This is a genomic window from Pseudomonas sp. AC229, assembly GCF_979254655.1.
On record NZ_CEEDHK010000001.1, the window covers coordinates 410,804 to 428,837 of the forward strand.

Consider the following 18,034-nt stretch of genomic DNA (forward strand, 5'->3'; position numbering starts at 1 on the left):
TGAAAAAAAAGCGCCTAACCAGGCGCTTTACTGCATAGGGGGGCGCTGATTAAGACAGTTTCCAGCCCCCTTGGATAGCATGTCTCGCGGCCAGTTCAGCGCCGTACCGGACGCTTCTGCAATTTGCGCTGTAGCGTCCGACGGTGCATGCCCAACGCACGCGCGGTGGCCGAGATATTGCCGTCGTGTTCGCCCAATACGCGCTGGATGTGCTCCCACTGCAGGCGGTCCACCGACATCGGGTTTTCCGGCACCAGAGTGGAAAGGTCGGCATGTTCAGACACCAGCGCCGTCAGCACGTCATCGGCGTCGGCGGGCTTGCACAGGTAGTTGCAGGCGCCGCGCTTGATCGCCTCCACGGCGGTGGCGATGCTGGAATAACCGGTGAGAATCACCACGCGCATTTCTGCATCTAATGCGAGCAATTTCGGCAGCAGCACCAGCCCGGAGTCGCCTTCCATTTTCAGATCGAGCACGGCGTAATCGGGAATATCCTGCTCGGCCAACGCCAGGCCAGCTTCGGCGGAGCCGGCAATCGACACGCGCAAGCCGCGGCGACTCATGGCGCGGGCCATTACGCGGGTGAAGGTTTCGTCGTCATCGACCAGCAGCAGGTGCGGTTGCTCTTCGCCTTCGATGGGGGTTTCTTCGCTCATTGGCTTCTCCGGTTCAGCTTGGCTGACGAGGCAGGCGCAGCTCGGTAAGCGTGCCGCCGTCTTCATGATTGTAGAGTTTCACCGAACCGCCAGCCCGCGTGACGCTGGCCTGGCTCAAGAACAGACCCAGGCCAAAGCCTTTGCCTTTGGTGGTGATAAAGGGTTTGCCGAGTTGCTCGGCAATGGCCAGCGGCACGCCGGCGCCGTGGTCGCGAATGCTGATGCACATTTCCAGCACGTTCCAATCCACGCGAATGTCGAGCTTGTCGGCGCAGGCGTCGGCGGCGTTGTTCAGCAAGTTGAGCAGGGCTTGGGTGAGGTCTGGCGGCGGCGCCAAACGCGGTACCGCGCCGATGCCGAGAATTTGATAACGGTAGGTGGCTTCGGGGCGCATCAGGTGCCAGCGGTTAAGCGTGGTTTCCAGCCAACTGGCCACCGACTGTTCTTCCACGGTCAGGCGGCGGTCGGCCTCGGCGGCGCGCACCAGTTGCTGCAAGGTGTCTTTGCACAGGCTCACCTGTTCTTGCAGCACGGCCAGGTCTTCTTGCAGCAGCGGATCAGGATGCTCGCGGCGCAGCTCTTTGATCAACACACTCATGGTCGCCAGCGGCGTGCCCAGCTCGTGCGCGGCGCCGGCTGCTTGCGTGGCCACCGCGAGCAGTTGTTGGTCGCGCATGCTTTCCTCACGACGCTCGGCCTGCAACTGCACCTGACGCCGCACCGCGCCGGCCATTTTCACCACGAAGAAGGTAATGAACGCCGCCGACAGCGCGAAGTTCAGCCACATGCCAAACAGGTGCAGGCTGATCAACATCGCCTCGTGCTGCACGCCATGCAGGTGCAGCGGGTGATACCAAATCAGCAACGCGGTGTAGCCGCTCAATGCCAGGCCGCTGAGCACCATGGAATACAGCCACGGCAAGGTAGCGGCGGCGATGGTCAGCGGCACCAGGTAATAGGAAACGAAGGGGTTGGTCGAGCCGCCGGAGTAGTACAGCAATACGCTGTGAATCAGCAGGTCGCACGCCAGTTGCCCGGCATATTCCAGCTCGGTCACCGGCCATGGCCCACGCAACCGTAAGGCGGTGAGGCAACACAGCACGGCTGAACAGACGAGGGTCAAACACAGCGGCAGCCACGGCAGTGGCAAGAGGTCGAGCAGGTAGGCGACGCCCACCGAGGTGGCCTGCGCGGCCAGCACCAGCACGCGGATCAGGCTCAAGCGCCATAGATTCTGGCGGCTGGCGGAAAGCAACAACACGGGGGCGAGCATGAGCGCTCCTGATGAGAGCCACAAACGACGGGCGAGTATAACCAGCAGTGCGACAAACCGCGCCAAGTGCGGCAACCCGTCGCAACGCCATTCAATACAGCCCCCGTAGGAGCCAGCTTGCTGGCGAACCCTGCAAACGTGATTTCCAGCGTTGCACGCAGAATTCGCGACAGAGGTCGCTCCTGCGCGAGCGGCACCGTGACGGAACCCGCCCCTGCCGCTACAGTCTGAACCGCGTAACCCTGCCCTGTGCCCATAAGGAGTTTGCATGTCTTCGCTCAGCCGCCTTACCGCTGCCATCGCCCTCAGTGCCGCCACCCTCACGGCGCTGCCCAGCCATGCCGATGAGGCGCGTTACAACCAGGTTTCCCTGCGCGCCGAAGTCAATCAGGACGTGCCGCACGACCTGATGAACGTCACGCTCTACACCGAAGCGCAAAACAGTGACCCGGCCAAGCTCGCCGCTGCCACCAGTGAAACCCTCAACATCGCCGTGGAACGCGCCCGCCAAGCCAAAGGCGTGACGGTGAAACTCGGCAGCCGCAACAGCTACCCGATCTACGATAACGACGGCCAGAAAATCACCGGCTGGCGCGAGCGCGGCGAAATTCGCCTGGAAAGCAGCGACTTCGCCGCCCTGTCCACCCTCACCGCCGACCTGCTGAAAGACCTGAAAGTCGCCAGCATGGACTTCGCTATCTCCAACGCCACCCGCAAAAAGAGCGAAGACGAACTGCTCAAAGAAGCCGTTGCCGCCTTCAAAGCACGCGCCGACATCGCCACCGCAGCCGTGGGCGGCAAGAGCTACAAACTGGTGAGCCTGAACCTCAACAGCGCCGGCTTCCAACCGATCCGCCCGATGCGCATGGAGGCCATGTCCAGCATGAGCAAATCAGCGGCGCCGCAGGAAATTGAAGCGGGCACCAGTGAAGTGACGGTGGCGGCTGATGGCGTGATTGAAGTGCAGATGCAGTAAGTTCGGCGTTGCCTGAACGATCCAATCGCGGCTAATGCGGATCGCCGCCCGCCCGCTCTTACAGGTGTAGGAGCGGCTTTAGCCGCGATGCTCTTCGCCACACCCCCGTGCTCCTTTTCGAAGCACTCGCCGCGCCGGCAGATGCCGCCCCCTCCCCCGACCGCTCGGTCACCTTCCTAACACTTATAAAAACGCGACATCCTCAGACGATCCCGCCACAGGTTCTACACTCTTTGACCTATGCAGCTTGCAGTGGGCATGTGCCCTGCATACTTTCCAGCCACTCGGTCGCTCACGATCTGAAGGCCGAACTCGCAAAAAACGACAACAACCTGAGGCCACCATGCAAAAGAAAGTTGCCCTTCCTTTGTTACTTGCAAGCGGATTGCTGACCAGCGCTCCTTTCGCCCACGCCGCCAGCACCCTGGTGTTTTGTTCTGAAGGCAGCCCCGCTGGCTTCGATGCCGCGCAGTACACCACCGGCACCGAATTCGATGCGGCGGCCGAAACCATGTTCAACCGTCTGACGCAGTTCGAGCGCGGCGGCACCGCTGTTGAGCCAGGCCTGGCTACCAGTTGGGAAGTGTCTCCGGACGGCCTCACGTACACCTTTCACCTGCGCGACGGCGTGAAGTTCCACACCACCGAGTACTTCAAACCGACCCGCGAATTCAACGCCGACGACGTGCTGTTCACCTTCGAGCGCATGCTCAACAAGGAACATCCATTCCGTAAGGCCTACCCAACCGAGTTCCCGTATTTCACCGATATGGGCATGGACACCAACATCACCAAAGTCGAGAAAATCGACGCCAAAACCGTGAAGTTCACCCTCGCGGCGGTCGATGCAGCGTTCATTCAAAACCTGGCCATGAGCTTCGCCGACATCCTCTCGGCCGAATACGCCGACAAGTTGCTCAAAGACGGCAAAGCCTCGGACATCAACCAGAAGCCTGTAGGCACCGGTCCGTTCGTGTTCAAGCGTTATCAGAAAGACGCGCAGATTCGTTACACGGCCAACAAGGATTACTGGAAGCCGGAAGACGTGAAGATCGACAACCTGATCTTCTCCATCGTCACCGACGCCTCGGTGCGTATGCAAAAGCTCAAGGCCAACGAGTGCCAGATCACCCTGAACCCGCGTCCGGCTGACCTCGAATCGTTGAAGAAAGACCCCAACCTGGTGCTGCCAGAACAAGCGGGCTTTAACCTCGGCTACATCGCTTATAACGTCACGCACAAACCGTTCGAGCAATTGAAAGTGCGTCAGGCGCTGGACATGGCGGTGAACAAGAAAGGCATCATCGACGCCGTGTACCAAAGCGCCGGCCAGCTCGCCACCAACGGCATGCCGCCGACCCAATGGTCTTACGACAACAGCATCAAAGACCCGGCCTTCGATCCGGAAAAAGCCAAGGCGCTGCTTAAAGAAGCCGGCGTTGCCGAGGGCACCGAGTTCACCCTGTGGGCCATGCCGGTGCAGCGTCCGTACAACCCCAACGCCAAGCTGATGGCTGAAATGCTGCAGGCTGACTGGGCCAAAATTGGCATCAAGGCCAAGATCGTCAGCTACGAATGGGGCGAGTACATGAAGCGCGCCAAAGGCGGCGAGCACGACATCATGTTGATCGGCTGGAGCGGCGACAACGGTGACCCCGATAACTGGATGGGCACCCTCTACAGCTGCGACGCGGTAGAAGGCAACAACTTCTCCAAATGGTGTGACCAGGACTACGACAAGCTGGTTGTAGCCGCCAAACGCACCACCGACCAAGCCAAACGCACCGAGCTGTACAAGCAAGCTCAGCAGGTGCTGAAAGCACAGGTGCCGATCACTCCCATCGCCCACTCCACGGTTTACCAGCCGATGCGCAAAAGCGTGAAGGACTTCAAGATCAGCCCGTTCGCGCTTAACTCCTTCTACGGCGTCAGCGTAGAGAAATAGCTATCGCGTCGACCGTCCGGCATCTCGCCGGACGGTCTCGATTGCAGAGGCGCTTGTTTGAAGACTCCGAAAAATACCCATTTTTTCAGGGCGCTGCTGCTAGCGGCCGGTCTTTTGGCACCTGCGGTTTTTGCCGCGCCTGAACAATCGTTGGTGGTTTGCACCGAAGCCAGCCCGGAAGGGTTCGACATCGTGCAGTACACCGCCGCGACCACGGCCGATGCATCGTCAGAAACGGTGTTCAATCGCTTGGTCAATTTCAAACCGGGCAGCACTGAACTCGTCCCCGGTCTGGCAGAAAGCTGGGAGATTTCCCAAGACGGTTTGACCTACACCTTTCACCTGCGGGCCGGGGTGAAGTTTCATCGCAACAAGGCGTTCACGCCGACCCGAGAATTTAATGCCGAGGATGTGCTCTGGAGCTTTCAGCGTCAGCTGGACCCGACGCACCCGTGGCACAAGCTGGCCACCCGCGGCTTTCCCTATGCCGAAGCCATGGGCATGGCCGCGCTGATCGCGCGCATCGAAGCACCGGATGCGCGCACGGTAGTGTTTACCCTCAACCACCCCCAAGCGCCCTTTTTGGCAAACCTGGCCATGGGTTTCGCGTCCATTTACAGCGCTGAATACGCCGGGCAATTGCTGGCCAGCGGCAACACGGAACAGCTGAACCAACAGCCCATCGGCACCGGCCCGTTTGTGTTCGAGCGCTACAGCAAAGACGCGCAGATCCGCTTTCGCAGCAACCCCGACTATTGGGATGGAGCCCCGACGCTGACGCGGCTGATTTTCGCCATCACTCCCGACCCGAACGTGCGCCTGCAACGGCTGAAGGCCAATGATTGCCAGGTGGCGGTGTATCCACGCCCTACCGACATTCCCGCCCTGCGTGCCGAACCCGACCTGAAGGTGCTGGAGCTTGATTCGCTGCTCACCGCCTATGTCGGTATCAACACCCGACACCCGCCGCTGGATGATGTGCGTGTGCGCCAAGCCATCAACCTGGCGTTCGACAAAGCCGTCTATGTGCGCGCGCAATTCGGCGAAGGCGGCGCCTCCCCGGCTGTAGCGCCCTATCCGCCGACGCTGTGGGGCAGCGACCCGACTATCAAAGACTGGCCGCACGACGTGCAGCGAGCCAAGCAGCTATTGAAAGAAGCCGGGCATGGCGACGGTTTTGCACTGACGATCTGGACCCGTCCTGGCGGCGGCCCGACCAACCCCAACCCCGGTATCGGCGCTCAGTTACTGCAAAACGACCTGGCGCAACTCGGCATCAAGGCCACCATTCGCGTGTACGAATGGGGCGAGCTGCTCAAGCGCGCCAAGAATGGCGAGCACGACCTGATTTTCATGGGCTGGGCCGGCGACAACGGCGACCCGGACAACTTCCTGACGCCCAACCTCTCCTGCGCCGCCGCCCGTTCTGGCGAGAACCAGGCCGGTTGGTGCAACGCCGAATTCGACGCGCTGATTACCCAGGCTCGACTCAACAGTGACCAGGCGCAGCGTGCCGAACTGTACCGTCAGGCGCTTGGGATTTTTCATCAGCAGGCGCCGTGGATTTCGCTGGCCCATCCGAAGCAATTCAGCGTAATCCGCCGTGACGTGCAGGGCTTTGTGCTAAGCCCCATGGGCTCGAACAACTTCGCCAAGGTGCAGCGCCGTGCTTCTGCCGAATGAGCCTACAAGCCTGCGCGCCGCCGTCGAGGCCGGCCGTCAGCCAGTGCCTATGCTGTGTTGCACGGGTTGGCGAATGCGAGAAAAATACGCGCCCTTTTCGCCAGGGCTCGCGCAGAGACTGAACCTGCGTACGAGGCTGGGCTCAATAGTTCGCGAGACGCCTGCCCTCTCCCTAACCCTCTCCCGCAGGCGGGCGAGGGGACCGAACGAGGAAGACGTAGCAACGCAGTTAACCCCCTCGCCCCAGCGGGGAGAGGGCTGGGGAGAGGGGGCTGGATATCAGCCCAGTGCACAGCGTGAACGGCGATTTCCTGCCCTCTACCTAAACTTCTCCCGCAAGCATTAGCGGGGAGCGAAAACGAAACGAGTAAAAACGAACACCACCGTCACGGGCACCACTACCCACCCGCTGACCCATAACAGCCTCGCGCACACCCACGCGAAGCCATAAAAAACGCCCGGCGCCGCTGACCCATTGCGCTGCCAGGTATGCCTAACCGGCTGATGAGTTGCACCAGACCAGGAGTACCGCCCCGCGATGTTCACTTTCATTGCCCGACGATTGGGGTTACTGATCCCCACGTTCTTTGGCATCACCTTGCTGACATTCTCCCTGATTCGCCTGATTCCCGGCGACCCCGTGGAAGTGATGATGGGTGAACGCCGCGTAGACCCACAGATGCACGCCGAAGCCTTGGAGCGTCTGGGCCTGAACAAGCCGCTGTACGAGCAATACCTGAATTACATCGGCGACCTGGCGCAAGGCAATCTGGGCGAGTCGTTGCGCACGCGTGAAAGCGTGTGGCACGAATTCCTCACCCTGTTCCCGGCCACGTTGGAGTTGTCGCTGGCGGCCTTGCTGTTCGCCGGCACCTTGGGCTTGCTGGCTGGCGTTATCGCGGCGCTCAAGCGCGGCTCGCTGTTTGACCATGGGGTGATGGGCATTTCGCTGGCGGGTTATTCCATGCCGATTTTCTGGTGGGGCCTGCTGCTGATCATGTTCTTCTCCGTGTGGCTGGGCTGGACGCCCGTGTCGGGGCGTATCGACCTGCTGTACGACATCGAACCCGTCACCGGCTTCATGCTGATCGACACCCTGCTCAGCGATGAAGAAGGCGCGTTTGTCGACGCCCTGCGCCACCTGATTCTGCCCGCCATTGTGCTGGGCACCATTCCCCTGGCAGTGATTGCGCGCATGACCCGCTCGGCCATGCTCGAAGTGCTGCGCGAAGACTACGTGCGCACCGCGCGGGCCAAAGGCTTGTCGCCGACCCGAGTGATTTTTGTCCATGGCCTGCGCAATGCCTTGATTCCGGTACTCACCGTATTCGGCCTGCAAATCGGCGCGCTGTTGGCCGGCGCTGTGCTGACCGAAACCATTTTCTCCTGGCCGGGCATCGGCAAGTGGCTGATCGAGTCGATTGGCGCGCGTGACTACCCGGTGGTGCAGAACGGCATTTTGCTGATCGCCTGCCTGGTGATTTTGGTCAACTTCGTAGTGGACATCCTCTACGGCTTGGCCAACCCACGCATTCGCCATCAACGTTAAGGGAGGCCTGACCATGACTACCAATGCACCGTCTAATGCGCCGGCACTGGCCGACCCGAGCACCCTGTACCCCTCGCCAATGAAAGAATTCTGGCAGCACTTCGCCCGCAACAAAGGCGCCGTGGCGGGCCTGCTGTTTATGCTGCTGATTGTGTTTTGCGCGCTGTTTGCGCCGTGGGTGGCGCCCCACGACCCGAGTGAGCAATACCGTGACTTCCTGCTCACGCCGCCGGCCTGGGTGGCCGAAGGCCATAGCCAATTCCTGCTGGGCACCGATGAACTGGGGCGCGATCTGCTGTCGCGGTTGATTCACGGCGCCCGCCTGTCGCTGCTGATCGGCTTGGCCTCGGTACTGATGTCGCTGATTCCGGGCATTTTCCTCGGCCTGGTGGGCGGTTTCTTCCCGCGCATTCTCGGCCCGACCATCATGCGTGTGATGGACGTGATGCTCGCCCTGCCCTCGCTGCTGTTGGCCGTGGCGATTGTCGCCATTCTCGGCCCTGGCCTGATCAACACCGTGATCGCCATTGCCGTGGTGTCGCTGCCCTCCTATGTGCGCCTGACCCGCGCGGCGGTGATGGGCGAGCTGAACCGTGACTATGTGACGGCCGCGCGCCTGGCTGGTGCCGGGCTGTTCCGCCTGATGTTTGTCACCGTCCTGCCCAACTGCATGGCGCCGCTGATTGTGCAGGCGACCCTGAGTTTCTCGTCGGCAATTCTCGACGCCGCCGCCTTGGGCTTCCTCGGCTTGGGCGTGCAACCGCCGACGCCTGAGTGGGGCACCATGCTGGCCTCGGCGCGCGACTACATCGAACGCGCGTGGTGGGTGGTGAGCCTGCCGGGCCTGACCATTTTGCTCAGCGTGCTGGCAATCAACTTGATGGGCGATGGGTTGCGCGATGCGCTCGACCCGAAACTCAAGAACGCCATTTGAGGAGCCCGTAATGAGCCTGCTGAATATCAAAAACCTGAGCGTGCGCTTCGGCGACGCCAACGCGGTACCGGTGGTCGACGGCCTCGACCTGAGCGTGGAAAAAGGCGAAGTGCTGGCGATTGTCGGCGAGTCGGGTTCCGGTAAATCCGTGACCATGATGGCCCTGATGGGGCTGATCGACGCCCCCGGCATCATCAAGGCCGACGCCCTGAGCTTCGATGGCAACGACATGCTCAAGCTCAAAGGCCGCCAGCGCCGCAAGATCATCGGCAAAGACCTGGCCATGGTCTTCCAGGACCCCATGACTGCCCTGAACCCCAGCTACACCGTGGGCTTTCAGATTGAAGAAGTGGTTCGTCAGCACCTGGGCCTGTCTGGCAAAGCCGCACGCCAACGCGCCCTGGAACTGCTCGAACGGGTGGAAATTCCGGGCGCCGCCAGCCGCCTGAATGCTTACCCGCACCAACTTTCGGGCGGCATGAGCCAGCGCGTGGCGATTGCCATGGCGATTGCTGGCGAGCCGAAACTGCTGATCGCCGATGAACCGACTACCGCGCTGGACGTGACCATTCAGGCGCAAATCATGGACCTGTTGCTCGACCTGCAACGGGACAAAGACATGGCACTGGTGCTGATTACCCACGACCTGGCCGTGGTGGCAGAAACCGCCAACCGCGTGTGCGTGATGTACGCCGGGCAAGCGGTGGAGGTCGGCCAAGTGCCCGCCTTGTTCGACGCGCCGGCACACCCTTACACCGAAGCGCTGCTGGCCGCGATTCCGGAACACAGCCAGGGCGCCAAACGCCTGGCCACACTGCCCGGCATCGTGCCGGGCCGTTACGACCGGCCGGTGGGCTGCCTGCTGTCCCCGCGCTGCCCGTATGTACAACAGAAATGCCGCGACCTGCGCCCCGCGCTGGACCCCAGCGAGCTTGGCGAAGTGCGCTGCTTTTTCCCGCGTAACCAGAACACCGCACCCAGCCACCCAGAGAATCAGGAGCCCGCACGATGAGCGTAGTACTGACGGCTCGCGACCTTACTCGCCACTACGACGTCTCCCGTGGGTTGTTCCAACCGCACGCCACCGTGCGCGCCTTGAACGGGGTGTCGTTCGAACTGGAAGCGGGCAAAACCTTGGCCGTGGTCGGCGAATCCGGGTGCGGTAAATCGACCCTGGCCCGCGCCCTGACGCTGATCGAAGAGCCGTCTTCCGGCTCGCTGCAAATCGGCGGACAAGAAGTGAACGGCGCCAGCAAGGCCGAACGCAAACAACTGCGCCGCGACGTGCAGATGGTTTTCCAAAGCCCCTACGCCTCGCTTAATCCGCGGCAAAAAATTGGTGATCAGTTGGCCGAGCCGCTGTTGATCAACACCAATCTGTCGCGCAGCGAACGCCGCGAAAAAGTGCAGGCCATGATGCAGCAGGTCGGTTTACGTCCTGAGCATTACCAGCGTTACCCGCACATGTTTTCTGGCGGCCAGCGCCAACGCATTGCCCTGGCCCGCGCCATGATGCTCAACCCGAAAGTGCTGGTGGCCGATGAACCGACCTCGGCGCTGGACGTGTCGATTCAGGCGCAGGTGCTCAACCTGTTTATGGACCTGCAAGCCGAGTTCAACACCGCGTATGTGTTCATCTCGCACAACCTTGCCGTGGTTCAGCACGTGGCCGATGACGTGCTGGTGATGTACCTCGGCCGGCCGGCGGAAATGGGCCCGAAAGAGAAGATTTACGCCAAGCCTCTGCACCCCTACACCCAGGCGCTGCTGTCGGCGACCCCGACCATTCACCCGGATCCGGACAAGCCGAAAATCAAAATCGTCGGCGAACTGCCCAACCCGCTGAACCCGCCGAGCGGCTGCGCCTTCCACAAACGCTGCCCACACGCCACCGAACGTTGCATCAACGAAGAGCCGCAACTGCGCCTGCTCGATGCGCGGCAAGTGGCGTGTCACCACGCCGAGGTGATTAACGGGTTGTGAGGTGAAGCGCGGCCTAGCCCATCGAGGCTAAAGCCGCTCCCACAGGACGGTGCAGACCTGTGGGAACGGCCGGGCGGCGATCCGCTTTAGCCGCGATGCTTTTTTAGCCGATCAATAAACGTCGCGCCGGTAACGCCCTTCTTCGGTCAGTTGCACAACCCGCTCATCGCCGAGTACCTGGCGCAACGCCTGGTCCACGCCTTCGGCCATGCCCAGCAAACTGCCGCACACGTATATCGCGGCGCCGTCTTCGAGCCACGTTTCAAGCTCGTCGGCAGCTTCCAGCAAGCGATGCTGCACGTAGATTTTCTCTGCCTGGTCCCGCGAAAACGCCAAGTCCAACCGCGCCAGCTCGCCCGTCGCCAGCCAGCCCTGCAATTCGTCGCGGCAGAAGAAGTCGTGAGCCTCATTGCGCTCACCAAAAAGCAGCCAATTGCGCGTCAAACCTTCGGCCACGCGCGCTCTCAACAGGCTGCGCAGCCCGGCCAGACCGGTGCCGTTGCCCAGCAAAATGAGCGGACGCGGCTCGCTCGGCAGGTGGAAACCACTGTTGCGGCGCAGGCGCAGGTTGATGCCGTCGCCCACTTGGGCATGCACGCACAGCCAGCCCGAGCCAAGGCCGACGGTGCCGTCGACATGGGTTTCAACCCGCACCAGCAATTGCAGCACGCCGTCTTCAACCACCGAGGCAATGGAGTATTCCCGCGCGGTGATCGGCACCAGGGCGTCCACCAGTGCTTGGGCATGCAAACCAACGAGATGCCCACGGCTTGCCGGCAGTTGCCGATTGGCCAGCGCCTGGGCCAGCGTTTCCTGCAAACCGCCAACCTGCACAGGCGTGGTCGCGGCAATGCCCAGCCCGGCGATGAAGGCCTCGACAGCGGCGGCGCTATTGCGCGGCATGACTTCGACCAAGTCGCCGGCTTGCCACACCAACTGGCTATCGGGCGGCGTCAGGCTCAGCAGGTAAGTCGGCGCGCCCGCACTGCCGGGGTTGAGCAATTCGCGGGCGCTGAGGGTCCAGTTGCCGTAGGTCGGCGACTGCCACGGTGCGGCGAGCGAACCGCCCGACAACTGTGCAAGCTGCTGTTGCCACTGATGCAGCGCGGCGGCATCGCCGTTGTCGACCTCGACCGTGGGGAATTGCTGCTCACCACCTTCGTGGCTGAGCCACTGCTGCAACCGATGGGCGAAACCGCAGAAGTGCGCGTATTGGCGATCACCCAGGGCCAACACCGCGTATTTCAGCTCACCCAGCCCCAGATTCTGCCCAAGCAGTTTGCGCTCGAAGCCGCGGGCGCTGTCCGGCGCTTCGCCGTCGCCAAACGTGCTAACCACGAACAGCGCATGGCGCGCCTCGCGCAGGTGATTTGAACTCAGGCTGGCCAGCGGTTGCACGTTGACGGCATGGCCGGCGGCTTGCAGTTGCCCGGCGCTTTGCCAGGCCAGTTGCTCGGCAAAACCGCTCTGGCTGGCGAAGCCGATCAGCCAGTTGTCGCCGTCGCCGGCGCCCGTACCGACGCCGCTCCGAGCCGCGATTACCTGGCGTTTCTTGCGCCGACGGTCGAGGTAGAGCAGCCAGCCCGTGATAAAGAACAGCGGCATGGTCACGCTGGCGGCGGTCATCAGAATGCGGCCGGTCAGGCCGAAATAACTGCCCACGTGCAGGCTGTAAATGCTGGTCAGCAATTGCTGGCCTAGACGCTGATCGGCATAGCGTTTCTGGCTGCGCACCGCGCCGGTGGAGGCATCGAGCTGAATTTCGTTCATTGCCCGCTCGTGCGGAGAATCGTCGAGCAGGTACAGCACGGTGACCGGCTGCTTGGACGCTTGCGGCAGACGCAGGTTGTAGGTCGCCAGCTGTGGGCCGGCGATGCTCGTGACGGTCGACCACAGTGCGTCATAGTTCACCGGCACCGGTTCGGCAGCCTGCGGAGACGGGCCCCTGCGCTCACCCCGGCCACCGCCCGGCTTGCCGCCCTGCTGACCCGCCGGCGCGCCGCCAAGCAACGCCGTGGCGCCGTTGTTGAACCACTGGTACGACCAAGTGAGCCCGGTAACCGCCGCGAGCAAATAGAACACCAGGCACCAGGTGCCGGCTACGGCGTGCAAATCCCAATTGAAGGCGCGGCCTTTTTTCGCCCAATCAAACGTCAGCCATGTGCGCCAGCTCAGCGCATTGCGCGGCCAACGCAGGTACAGCCCAGACAGGCAAAAAAACAGCAGCATCAACGTACAGGCACCGGTGATTTGCTTGCCGAATTCGCCCATGGCCAGGAAGCGATGCAGTTGGAACATCAGGTCGAAAAACGCCTTGCCGGCAGGCTCACCGCGCAGCTCGCCGGTGTAGGGGTCGAAATAACGCATCGGCCCGCGACGCTCGCCCGGCTTGGGCGCAAAGAACACTTGCGACGCTTTGTTCTCCAGCGTGTGCACGCGCATGCCGGCGATTCTCATGCCGGCCGCGCTTTCCAGTTTTTCCACCAACTGGCCGGGCGGCAACACACCACTTTCGCGCACCTGAATCTGCAGCACGTCCGGATTCAATGCCGTGGAGATTTCCTCCTGAAAGGAATACAGCGCCCCGGTGATGCCCATGAGGGCAAGCACCAAACCGGCCGTGATGCCGAACAGCCAATGCAACTGGAACAACACGTTCTTGAACACGACAACCTCACCTGAACCGGCGCTTCTCAGCGCGACCAACCGTTAATAGCGGCGAATTCTATTTGAGAATTTATAGCAACCGCGCAACCTTTACTGATCGTTTACCTAGCAAACAAAAACCCCGAGCGATGGATCGCTCAGGGTTTTGTTTGGCGCCGGGCTGAGGGTCGTCGCCCCTGCGAAGGCGGCGGTGCGACGACCAGGAGTCCGGAATCTTTGGACCTGCACAGCTAATCGTCCAATCCGAAACTCTGGCCCCCCGCGTGCGCGAGGGTGACGCAGGTTTGGGTACTTGCGTACTCCAGCACGCAGCGCTGGAAGGCTGCGGGGCGCCGTGCAGGGGCGCCACCCTCAGCCCGCCCGCCGACCGTTAGAAGTGGAAATTAGTGGAGATTAAAGCGGTCCGGCCCGCCGCCACGTGGGCCATGTGCGTCGAGTAAACCTGATCGTAATAACGCTCGTCGGTCAGGTTCTGCACGTTAAGTTGCAGGTCCAAATTCTTGTTCACCACGTACTTGGCCATGGCGTCGTAGCGCCAGTAGTCCGGCACCTGCACGGTGTTGGCGGTGTTACCGAAGCGCGAATCCACGTAGTAAGCGCCGGCACCCAGGGACAGCTTTGGCAGCAGTTGGTAGGTGGTCCAGAAGCTGGCGCTGTTTTGCGGGGTGCTCGGGATGTCGTTGCCGTCGTAAGCACCTTCGACATAACGCGGCGCCGCCGTGGTGCCGACGTTCACCGCACCGCCCTTGGTCAGCTCGCCGTCCAGGTAGGTGTAGTTGGCGAACACTTGCCACTTGCTGGTGATTTTGCCGCTGGCGCCCAGCTCGAAGCCGTCGACACGGGTTTCCCCGATGTTTTGCGTGAAGCCGAACTCATCGAGGGTGCGGGCGTTGGTTTTCTCGGTGCGGAACACGGCAGCGTTCAGGCCCAGACGCTCGTCGAAGAAGTCCCACTTGGTGCCCACTTCGTAGTTGCGGTTGCGTTCCGGCTCAAGCTCCTGGTTCGCCGCTGCCAGGCCATCGGCGCCTTCGCCACTGGTTTCGCCCACCGGGTTGCTGGAGGTGGACCAGGCCGCGTAAATGCTGCCGTTGGGCAATGGGTTAAAGACAACGCCGAGCTGGTAGTTCCAGAAGTGCGCCTTGTTTTCCAGGTCGGTGGCGCCGCTGATGGTGTTGGTGCCACGCGTCACGCTCGGACCTTGGACCTTGGTCTCGTAATCGTCGTAACGCAGGCCGGCGTTAATCGACCATTGATCGTTGAACTTCAAGGTGTCGAACACATACGCCGAGAGGGTTTCGCTGTCGGTGTCGGTGTAGGCGTTGCTGTCGGTGATAGTGCCGTGGAAGGTGTCGTTGTAGTTCGGGTTGGCCAAGGTGGTGCAGTTGTTCGAGGCGATCGCCGCCGCATTGCACGTGTTGCCGCTGCCTGGCGTTGCGATGAAATACGCGCGGTTATGCACGCCTTCCTTGCTGAACTCGACGCCGGTGTTCACCGAGTGTTCGATAAACCCGGTGTTGAAACGCGCGCTCAGGTCGGTCTGGTTGACCAAGCCTTCGGAAGTTGAATTACGGCTTTTTGCCGAACGCGACACGTAACCGTTGGCGACGTTGTTGCGCGAGTCATCCGGGTTGGTGGCGATGTAGTCGAGAGTCGTGCGCACGATGCGCGAGGTGTTCGACACGGTGACGTTTTCGTTCAGGTCGTGCTCGAGCTTGATGGTGCCGGTGTCAGTGGTGCTGTCGCGGTAGTCGCGCGAGGCGAAGCCGTAGAACTTGTCTTTGTTGCCGGTGGGGGTGCGCACGCCGTCGGCACCAACGGTGCTTTGCAGCGGGTTGCCGAGGTCGGGCGTGTCTTCGCCTTCGACGTGGTAGTACGACACGGTGGCGCGGGTCGGCGTGTTCAGGCCAAACGTAACGGTCGGTGCCACGCCCCAGCGGCTGACGTCGACACCGGCGCGGCCGGCGACATTGGCGTCGTGCTGCATCAGGTTGATGCGCGCGGCGATGTTCTCGTTGAGCACGCGGTTAACGTCGAGGGTATAGCGGCGGGTCTGGTCGGAGCCGAAGGTGAAACCGGCGTCGGCAAAGTCCTGCTGCTTGGCAGTCTTGCTGATCAGGTTGAGGCTGCCACCGGTGGAACCGGCGCCGGTGAAGGCCGAGCCTGGGCCCTTGCTCACTTCCACTTGCTCGATGTTGAACACTTCGCGGGTTTGCGACGCAACATCCCGCAGGCCGTCGATAAACATGTCGCTCTCGGCGTTGAAGCCGCGAATGATCGGGCGGTCGCCCGCCGGGTTGCCGCCCTCGCCGGCACCAAAGGTGATGCCGGAGGTGGTGCGCAGCGCGTCGGCCAGGGAGAGGGAACCGGTGTCCTTGATCACTTGCTCGCTGATAACGGTGATGCTTTTCGGCGTTTCACGCAGCGGCGCGGTGTACTTCTTCGAAGCCGATTCGTCGACCTTGTAGTTCTCGGCCTGATCTTGCTCACCGACCACGCTGGTGGCTTCCAATGCAACCGGCTCGGCAGCATGCGCGAGGGGCGAAGCGGACATCGCCATGCCAACAGCGGTGGCGAGCAAACGTGGCGAAAATACAGTCGATTCTGTGGACGTGGCGGACATGCGGTTTCCCTCCCCAGGAATGGCAAAGGCCGCGGAATGTAGAGCAACAGTTAAAGGTTAGCAATTGGTAATAATTCGCATGTAACAATCTTTACATAATGTTTACACTTTTAAAATACGCTGAAGGCCGCATGGCGCGTGGGTTTAATCCAGTTGCCAGCGAGCCAGGCGGCGAATTATCATTTGCGACTTACTTTCAAATACAAACGGTTCCGCCATGCTTTTGCACATTCCCGGCGTTTTCAGCAGCGATGAAGTCCGGCAGATTCGCAGCGCGTTGGAACAGGCCGAATGGGCCGATGGCAAGGTGACGGCAGGCTTCCAATCGGCCAAGGCCAAACATAATTTGCAACTGCCCGACGACCATCCGTTGGTCCGCGAAATCAGCAGCGAAATGCTCACCCGGTTGTGGCAAAACCCGTTGTTCATGTCCGCCGCGTTGCCGCACAAAGTCTTCCCGCCGCTGTTCAACTGCTACACCGGCGGCGGCTCGTTCGACTTCCACATCGACAACGCCATTCGCCAGGTAAAAAACAGCGTGGAGCGGGTACGCACCGACCTTTCCGCCACGGTTTTTTTCAGCGACCCGGACGACTACGACGGCGGCGAGCTGATCATCCAGGACACCTACGGCAACCAGCGCGTCAAGTTGCCGGCCGGCGACATGGTGCTGTACCCCGGCACCAGCTTGCATAAGGTCGAAGCCGTAACCCGGGGGGCGCGCTTCGCCTCGTTCTTCTGGACGCAAAGCCTGGTACGCGAAGACAGCCAGCGCGCCTTGCTGTTTGAAATGGACCAAGCCATTCAACAACTGACCCAGGCCGTGCCCGACCACCCTGCCCTGCTGCAACTGACCGGCAACTACCACAACCTGCTGCGCCGCTGGGCCGAGGTGTAAACCGTTGACCGCCCTCCTGCGCCGCGAAGAACACCTCGACACCGACGACTTGGCGGCACTGCTGGCGAGTGATCCCGGCCGCGCCGCCAATGCCGTATTAACCGCCGCCAGGCAGGGCTCGCTGGATGCGCAAACCATGCTCGGCCAACTGTTGCTGGAAGGCCGAGGCATTCAGCGCGACCCGGCGCTGGCCGTCACTTGGTTCCGCATCGCTGCGCGCAACGGCCACGCCATGGCTGACAACATGCTCGGCCGCTGTTTGGAGCATGGCTGGGGCACACAGGCGAATCTCACCGAAGCCGCCGAACACTACCGCCGCGCGGCAGACGCCGGGCTGGACTGGGGCCAATACAACCTCGCCAACCTGCTCGCCACCGGCCGAGGCGTGCTGCGCGACCCGCCGCAGGCGTTCGCCCTGTACAAGCGTGCGGCCGTGCAAGGGCACGCCAAGTCTATGAACCTGGTGGGGCGTTATTTCGAGGAAGGCCAGGTGGTGATGCGCGACGTCGCGCTGGCCCACGACTGGTACCGCCGCTCCGCCGAGGCCGGCGATTTCCGGGGTCAATTCAGCTACGCCGCCGTGCTGGCGGAAAAAGGCGATGTGCGCGCGGCGGCGGCTTGGCTGGAGTTGGCGCTGGAGCACGGCAATCTGAATTTTCTGCGGGTGGCGAGGCATTCGCTGCAAGAGGCCGAGCAGCCGGGAATTCGCGCGTTGGCGGCGGATTACTTTCGCCGTGCGGCCGAGTTGGGGGATGAGAGCGATCGACAGGCGTACGCTGCGTTTTGCTAACTCACGCCAGCGCCCCGTCTACGTCATTCCTGCGCAGGCAGGAATCCAGAGTGGTTCAGG

13 protein-coding genes are annotated in these 18,034 nt (G+C 61.9%); 9 read left to right on the forward strand and 4 right to left on the reverse strand.

The features are described from left to right. Positions 1-95: 95 nt before the first annotated feature. Together AC0IW7_RS01850 and AC0IW7_RS01855 are read right to left on the reverse strand one after the other, a co-directional pair. Positions 96-656, reverse strand: a complete 561-nt coding sequence (locus tag AC0IW7_RS01850) for a response regulator transcription factor (protein WP_471815494.1) — start codon at positions 654-656, stop codon at positions 96-98. Positions 657-669: 13 nt separating this feature from the next. Beyond that, positions 670-1,929, reverse strand: a complete 1,260-nt coding sequence (locus tag AC0IW7_RS01855; RefSeq protein ID WP_122494391.1) for an ATP-binding protein — start codon at positions 1,927-1,929, stop codon at positions 670-672. A gap of 268 nt (positions 1,930-2,197) precedes the next feature. Here AC0IW7_RS01855 and AC0IW7_RS01860 point away from each other — a divergent pair, with 268 nt between their 5' ends. The 7 genes from AC0IW7_RS01860 to AC0IW7_RS01890 all read left to right on the forward strand — a co-directional run bounded on the left by AC0IW7_RS01860 (position 2,198) and on the right by AC0IW7_RS01890 (position 10,999). Then, positions 2,198-2,905, forward strand: a complete 708-nt coding sequence (locus tag AC0IW7_RS01860; protein ID WP_122494393.1) for an SIMPL domain-containing protein — start codon at positions 2,198-2,200, stop codon at positions 2,903-2,905. Positions 2,906-3,248: 343 nt separating this feature from the next. After that, positions 3,249-4,850, forward strand: coding sequence for an ABC transporter substrate-binding protein (locus AC0IW7_RS01865; RefSeq protein ID WP_471815495.1), 1,602 nt, complete (start codon positions 3,249-3,251; stop codon positions 4,848-4,850). Between the two features lie 114 nt (positions 4,851-4,964). After that, positions 4,965-6,533, forward strand: coding sequence for an ABC transporter substrate-binding protein (locus AC0IW7_RS01870; protein ID WP_471815496.1), 1,569 nt, complete (start codon positions 4,965-4,967; stop codon positions 6,531-6,533). Between the two features lie 538 nt (positions 6,534-7,071). Continuing rightward, on the forward strand, positions 7,072-8,082 hold the full coding sequence (locus AC0IW7_RS01875) for an ABC transporter permease subunit (RefSeq protein ID WP_122494397.1): 1,011 nt from the start codon (positions 7,072-7,074) through the stop codon (positions 8,080-8,082). A 13-nt stretch (positions 8,083-8,095) separates the two neighbouring features. Next, positions 8,096-9,016, forward strand: coding sequence for an ABC transporter permease subunit (locus AC0IW7_RS01880; protein WP_471815497.1), 921 nt, complete (start codon positions 8,096-8,098; stop codon positions 9,014-9,016). Positions 9,017-9,026: 10 nt separating this feature from the next. Continuing rightward, the gene (locus AC0IW7_RS01885) at positions 9,027-10,028 is read left to right on the forward strand and encodes an ABC transporter ATP-binding protein (protein WP_471815498.1); all 1,002 of its coding nucleotides are present in this window, start codon (positions 9,027-9,029) and stop codon (positions 10,026-10,028) included. After that, positions 10,025-10,999, forward strand: a complete 975-nt coding sequence (locus tag AC0IW7_RS01890; RefSeq protein WP_463550489.1) for a peptide ABC transporter ATP-binding protein — start codon at positions 10,025-10,027, stop codon at positions 10,997-10,999. Before AC0IW7_RS01885 ends, AC0IW7_RS01890 begins: the two co-directional genes overlap by 4 nt. A gap of 111 nt (positions 11,000-11,110) precedes the next feature. On the opposite strand, the gene AC0IW7_RS01895 is transcribed toward AC0IW7_RS01890, so the two are convergent. Together AC0IW7_RS01895 and AC0IW7_RS01900 are read right to left on the reverse strand one after the other, a co-directional pair. Beyond that, entirely contained in the window at positions 11,111-13,666 is a 2,556-nt protein-coding gene (locus AC0IW7_RS01895) for a PepSY domain-containing protein (protein ID WP_471815499.1), read from the reverse strand. A gap of 370 nt (positions 13,667-14,036) precedes the next feature. Further along, the gene (locus AC0IW7_RS01900) at positions 14,037-16,286 is read right to left on the reverse strand and encodes a TonB-dependent receptor (RefSeq protein WP_471815500.1); all 2,250 of its coding nucleotides are present in this window, start codon (positions 16,284-16,286) and stop codon (positions 14,037-14,039) included. Between the two features lie 217 nt (positions 16,287-16,503). Between AC0IW7_RS01900 and AC0IW7_RS01905 the strand changes: the two genes are divergently transcribed. Both AC0IW7_RS01905 and AC0IW7_RS01910 read left to right on the forward strand, forming a co-directional pair. Then, a complete protein-coding gene (locus AC0IW7_RS01905; protein ID WP_463550492.1) occupies positions 16,504-17,184 on the forward strand; it encodes a Fe2+-dependent dioxygenase in 681 nt (226 codons plus the stop codon). Between the two features lie 4 nt (positions 17,185-17,188). Next, entirely contained in the window at positions 17,189-17,974 is a 786-nt protein-coding gene (locus AC0IW7_RS01910) for a tetratricopeptide repeat protein (RefSeq protein ID WP_471815501.1), read from the forward strand. The last annotated feature ends 60 nt before the right edge of the window (positions 17,975-18,034 follow it).

Coding starts and splice junctions, on each gene's coding strand:
- AC0IW7_RS01850 (WP_471815494.1), bottom strand. CDS start 656: ATGAGCGAAGAAACCCCCATCGAAGGCGAAGAGCAACCGCACCTGCTG.
- AC0IW7_RS01855 (WP_122494391.1), bottom strand. CDS start 1,929: ATGCTCGCCCCCGTGTTGTTGCTTTCCGCCAGCCGCCAGAATCTATGG.
- AC0IW7_RS01860 (WP_122494393.1), top strand. CDS start 2,198: ATGTCTTCGCTCAGCCGCCTTACCGCTGCCATCGCCCTCAGTGCCGCC.
- AC0IW7_RS01865 (WP_471815495.1), top strand. CDS start 3,249: ATGCAAAAGAAAGTTGCCCTTCCTTTGTTACTTGCAAGCGGATTGCTG.
- AC0IW7_RS01875 (WP_122494397.1), top strand. CDS start 7,072: ATGTTCACTTTCATTGCCCGACGATTGGGGTTACTGATCCCCACGTTC.
- AC0IW7_RS01880 (WP_471815497.1), top strand. CDS start 8,096: ATGACTACCAATGCACCGTCTAATGCGCCGGCACTGGCCGACCCGAGC.
- AC0IW7_RS01885 (WP_471815498.1), top strand. CDS start 9,027: ATGAGCCTGCTGAATATCAAAAACCTGAGCGTGCGCTTCGGCGACGCC.
- AC0IW7_RS01890 (WP_463550489.1), top strand. CDS start 10,025: ATGAGCGTAGTACTGACGGCTCGCGACCTTACTCGCCACTACGACGTC.
- AC0IW7_RS01900 (WP_471815500.1), bottom strand. CDS start 16,286: ATGTCCGCCACGTCCACAGAATCGACTGTATTTTCGCCACGTTTGCTC.
- AC0IW7_RS01905 (WP_463550492.1), top strand. CDS start 16,504: ATGCTTTTGCACATTCCCGGCGTTTTCAGCAGCGATGAAGTCCGGCAG.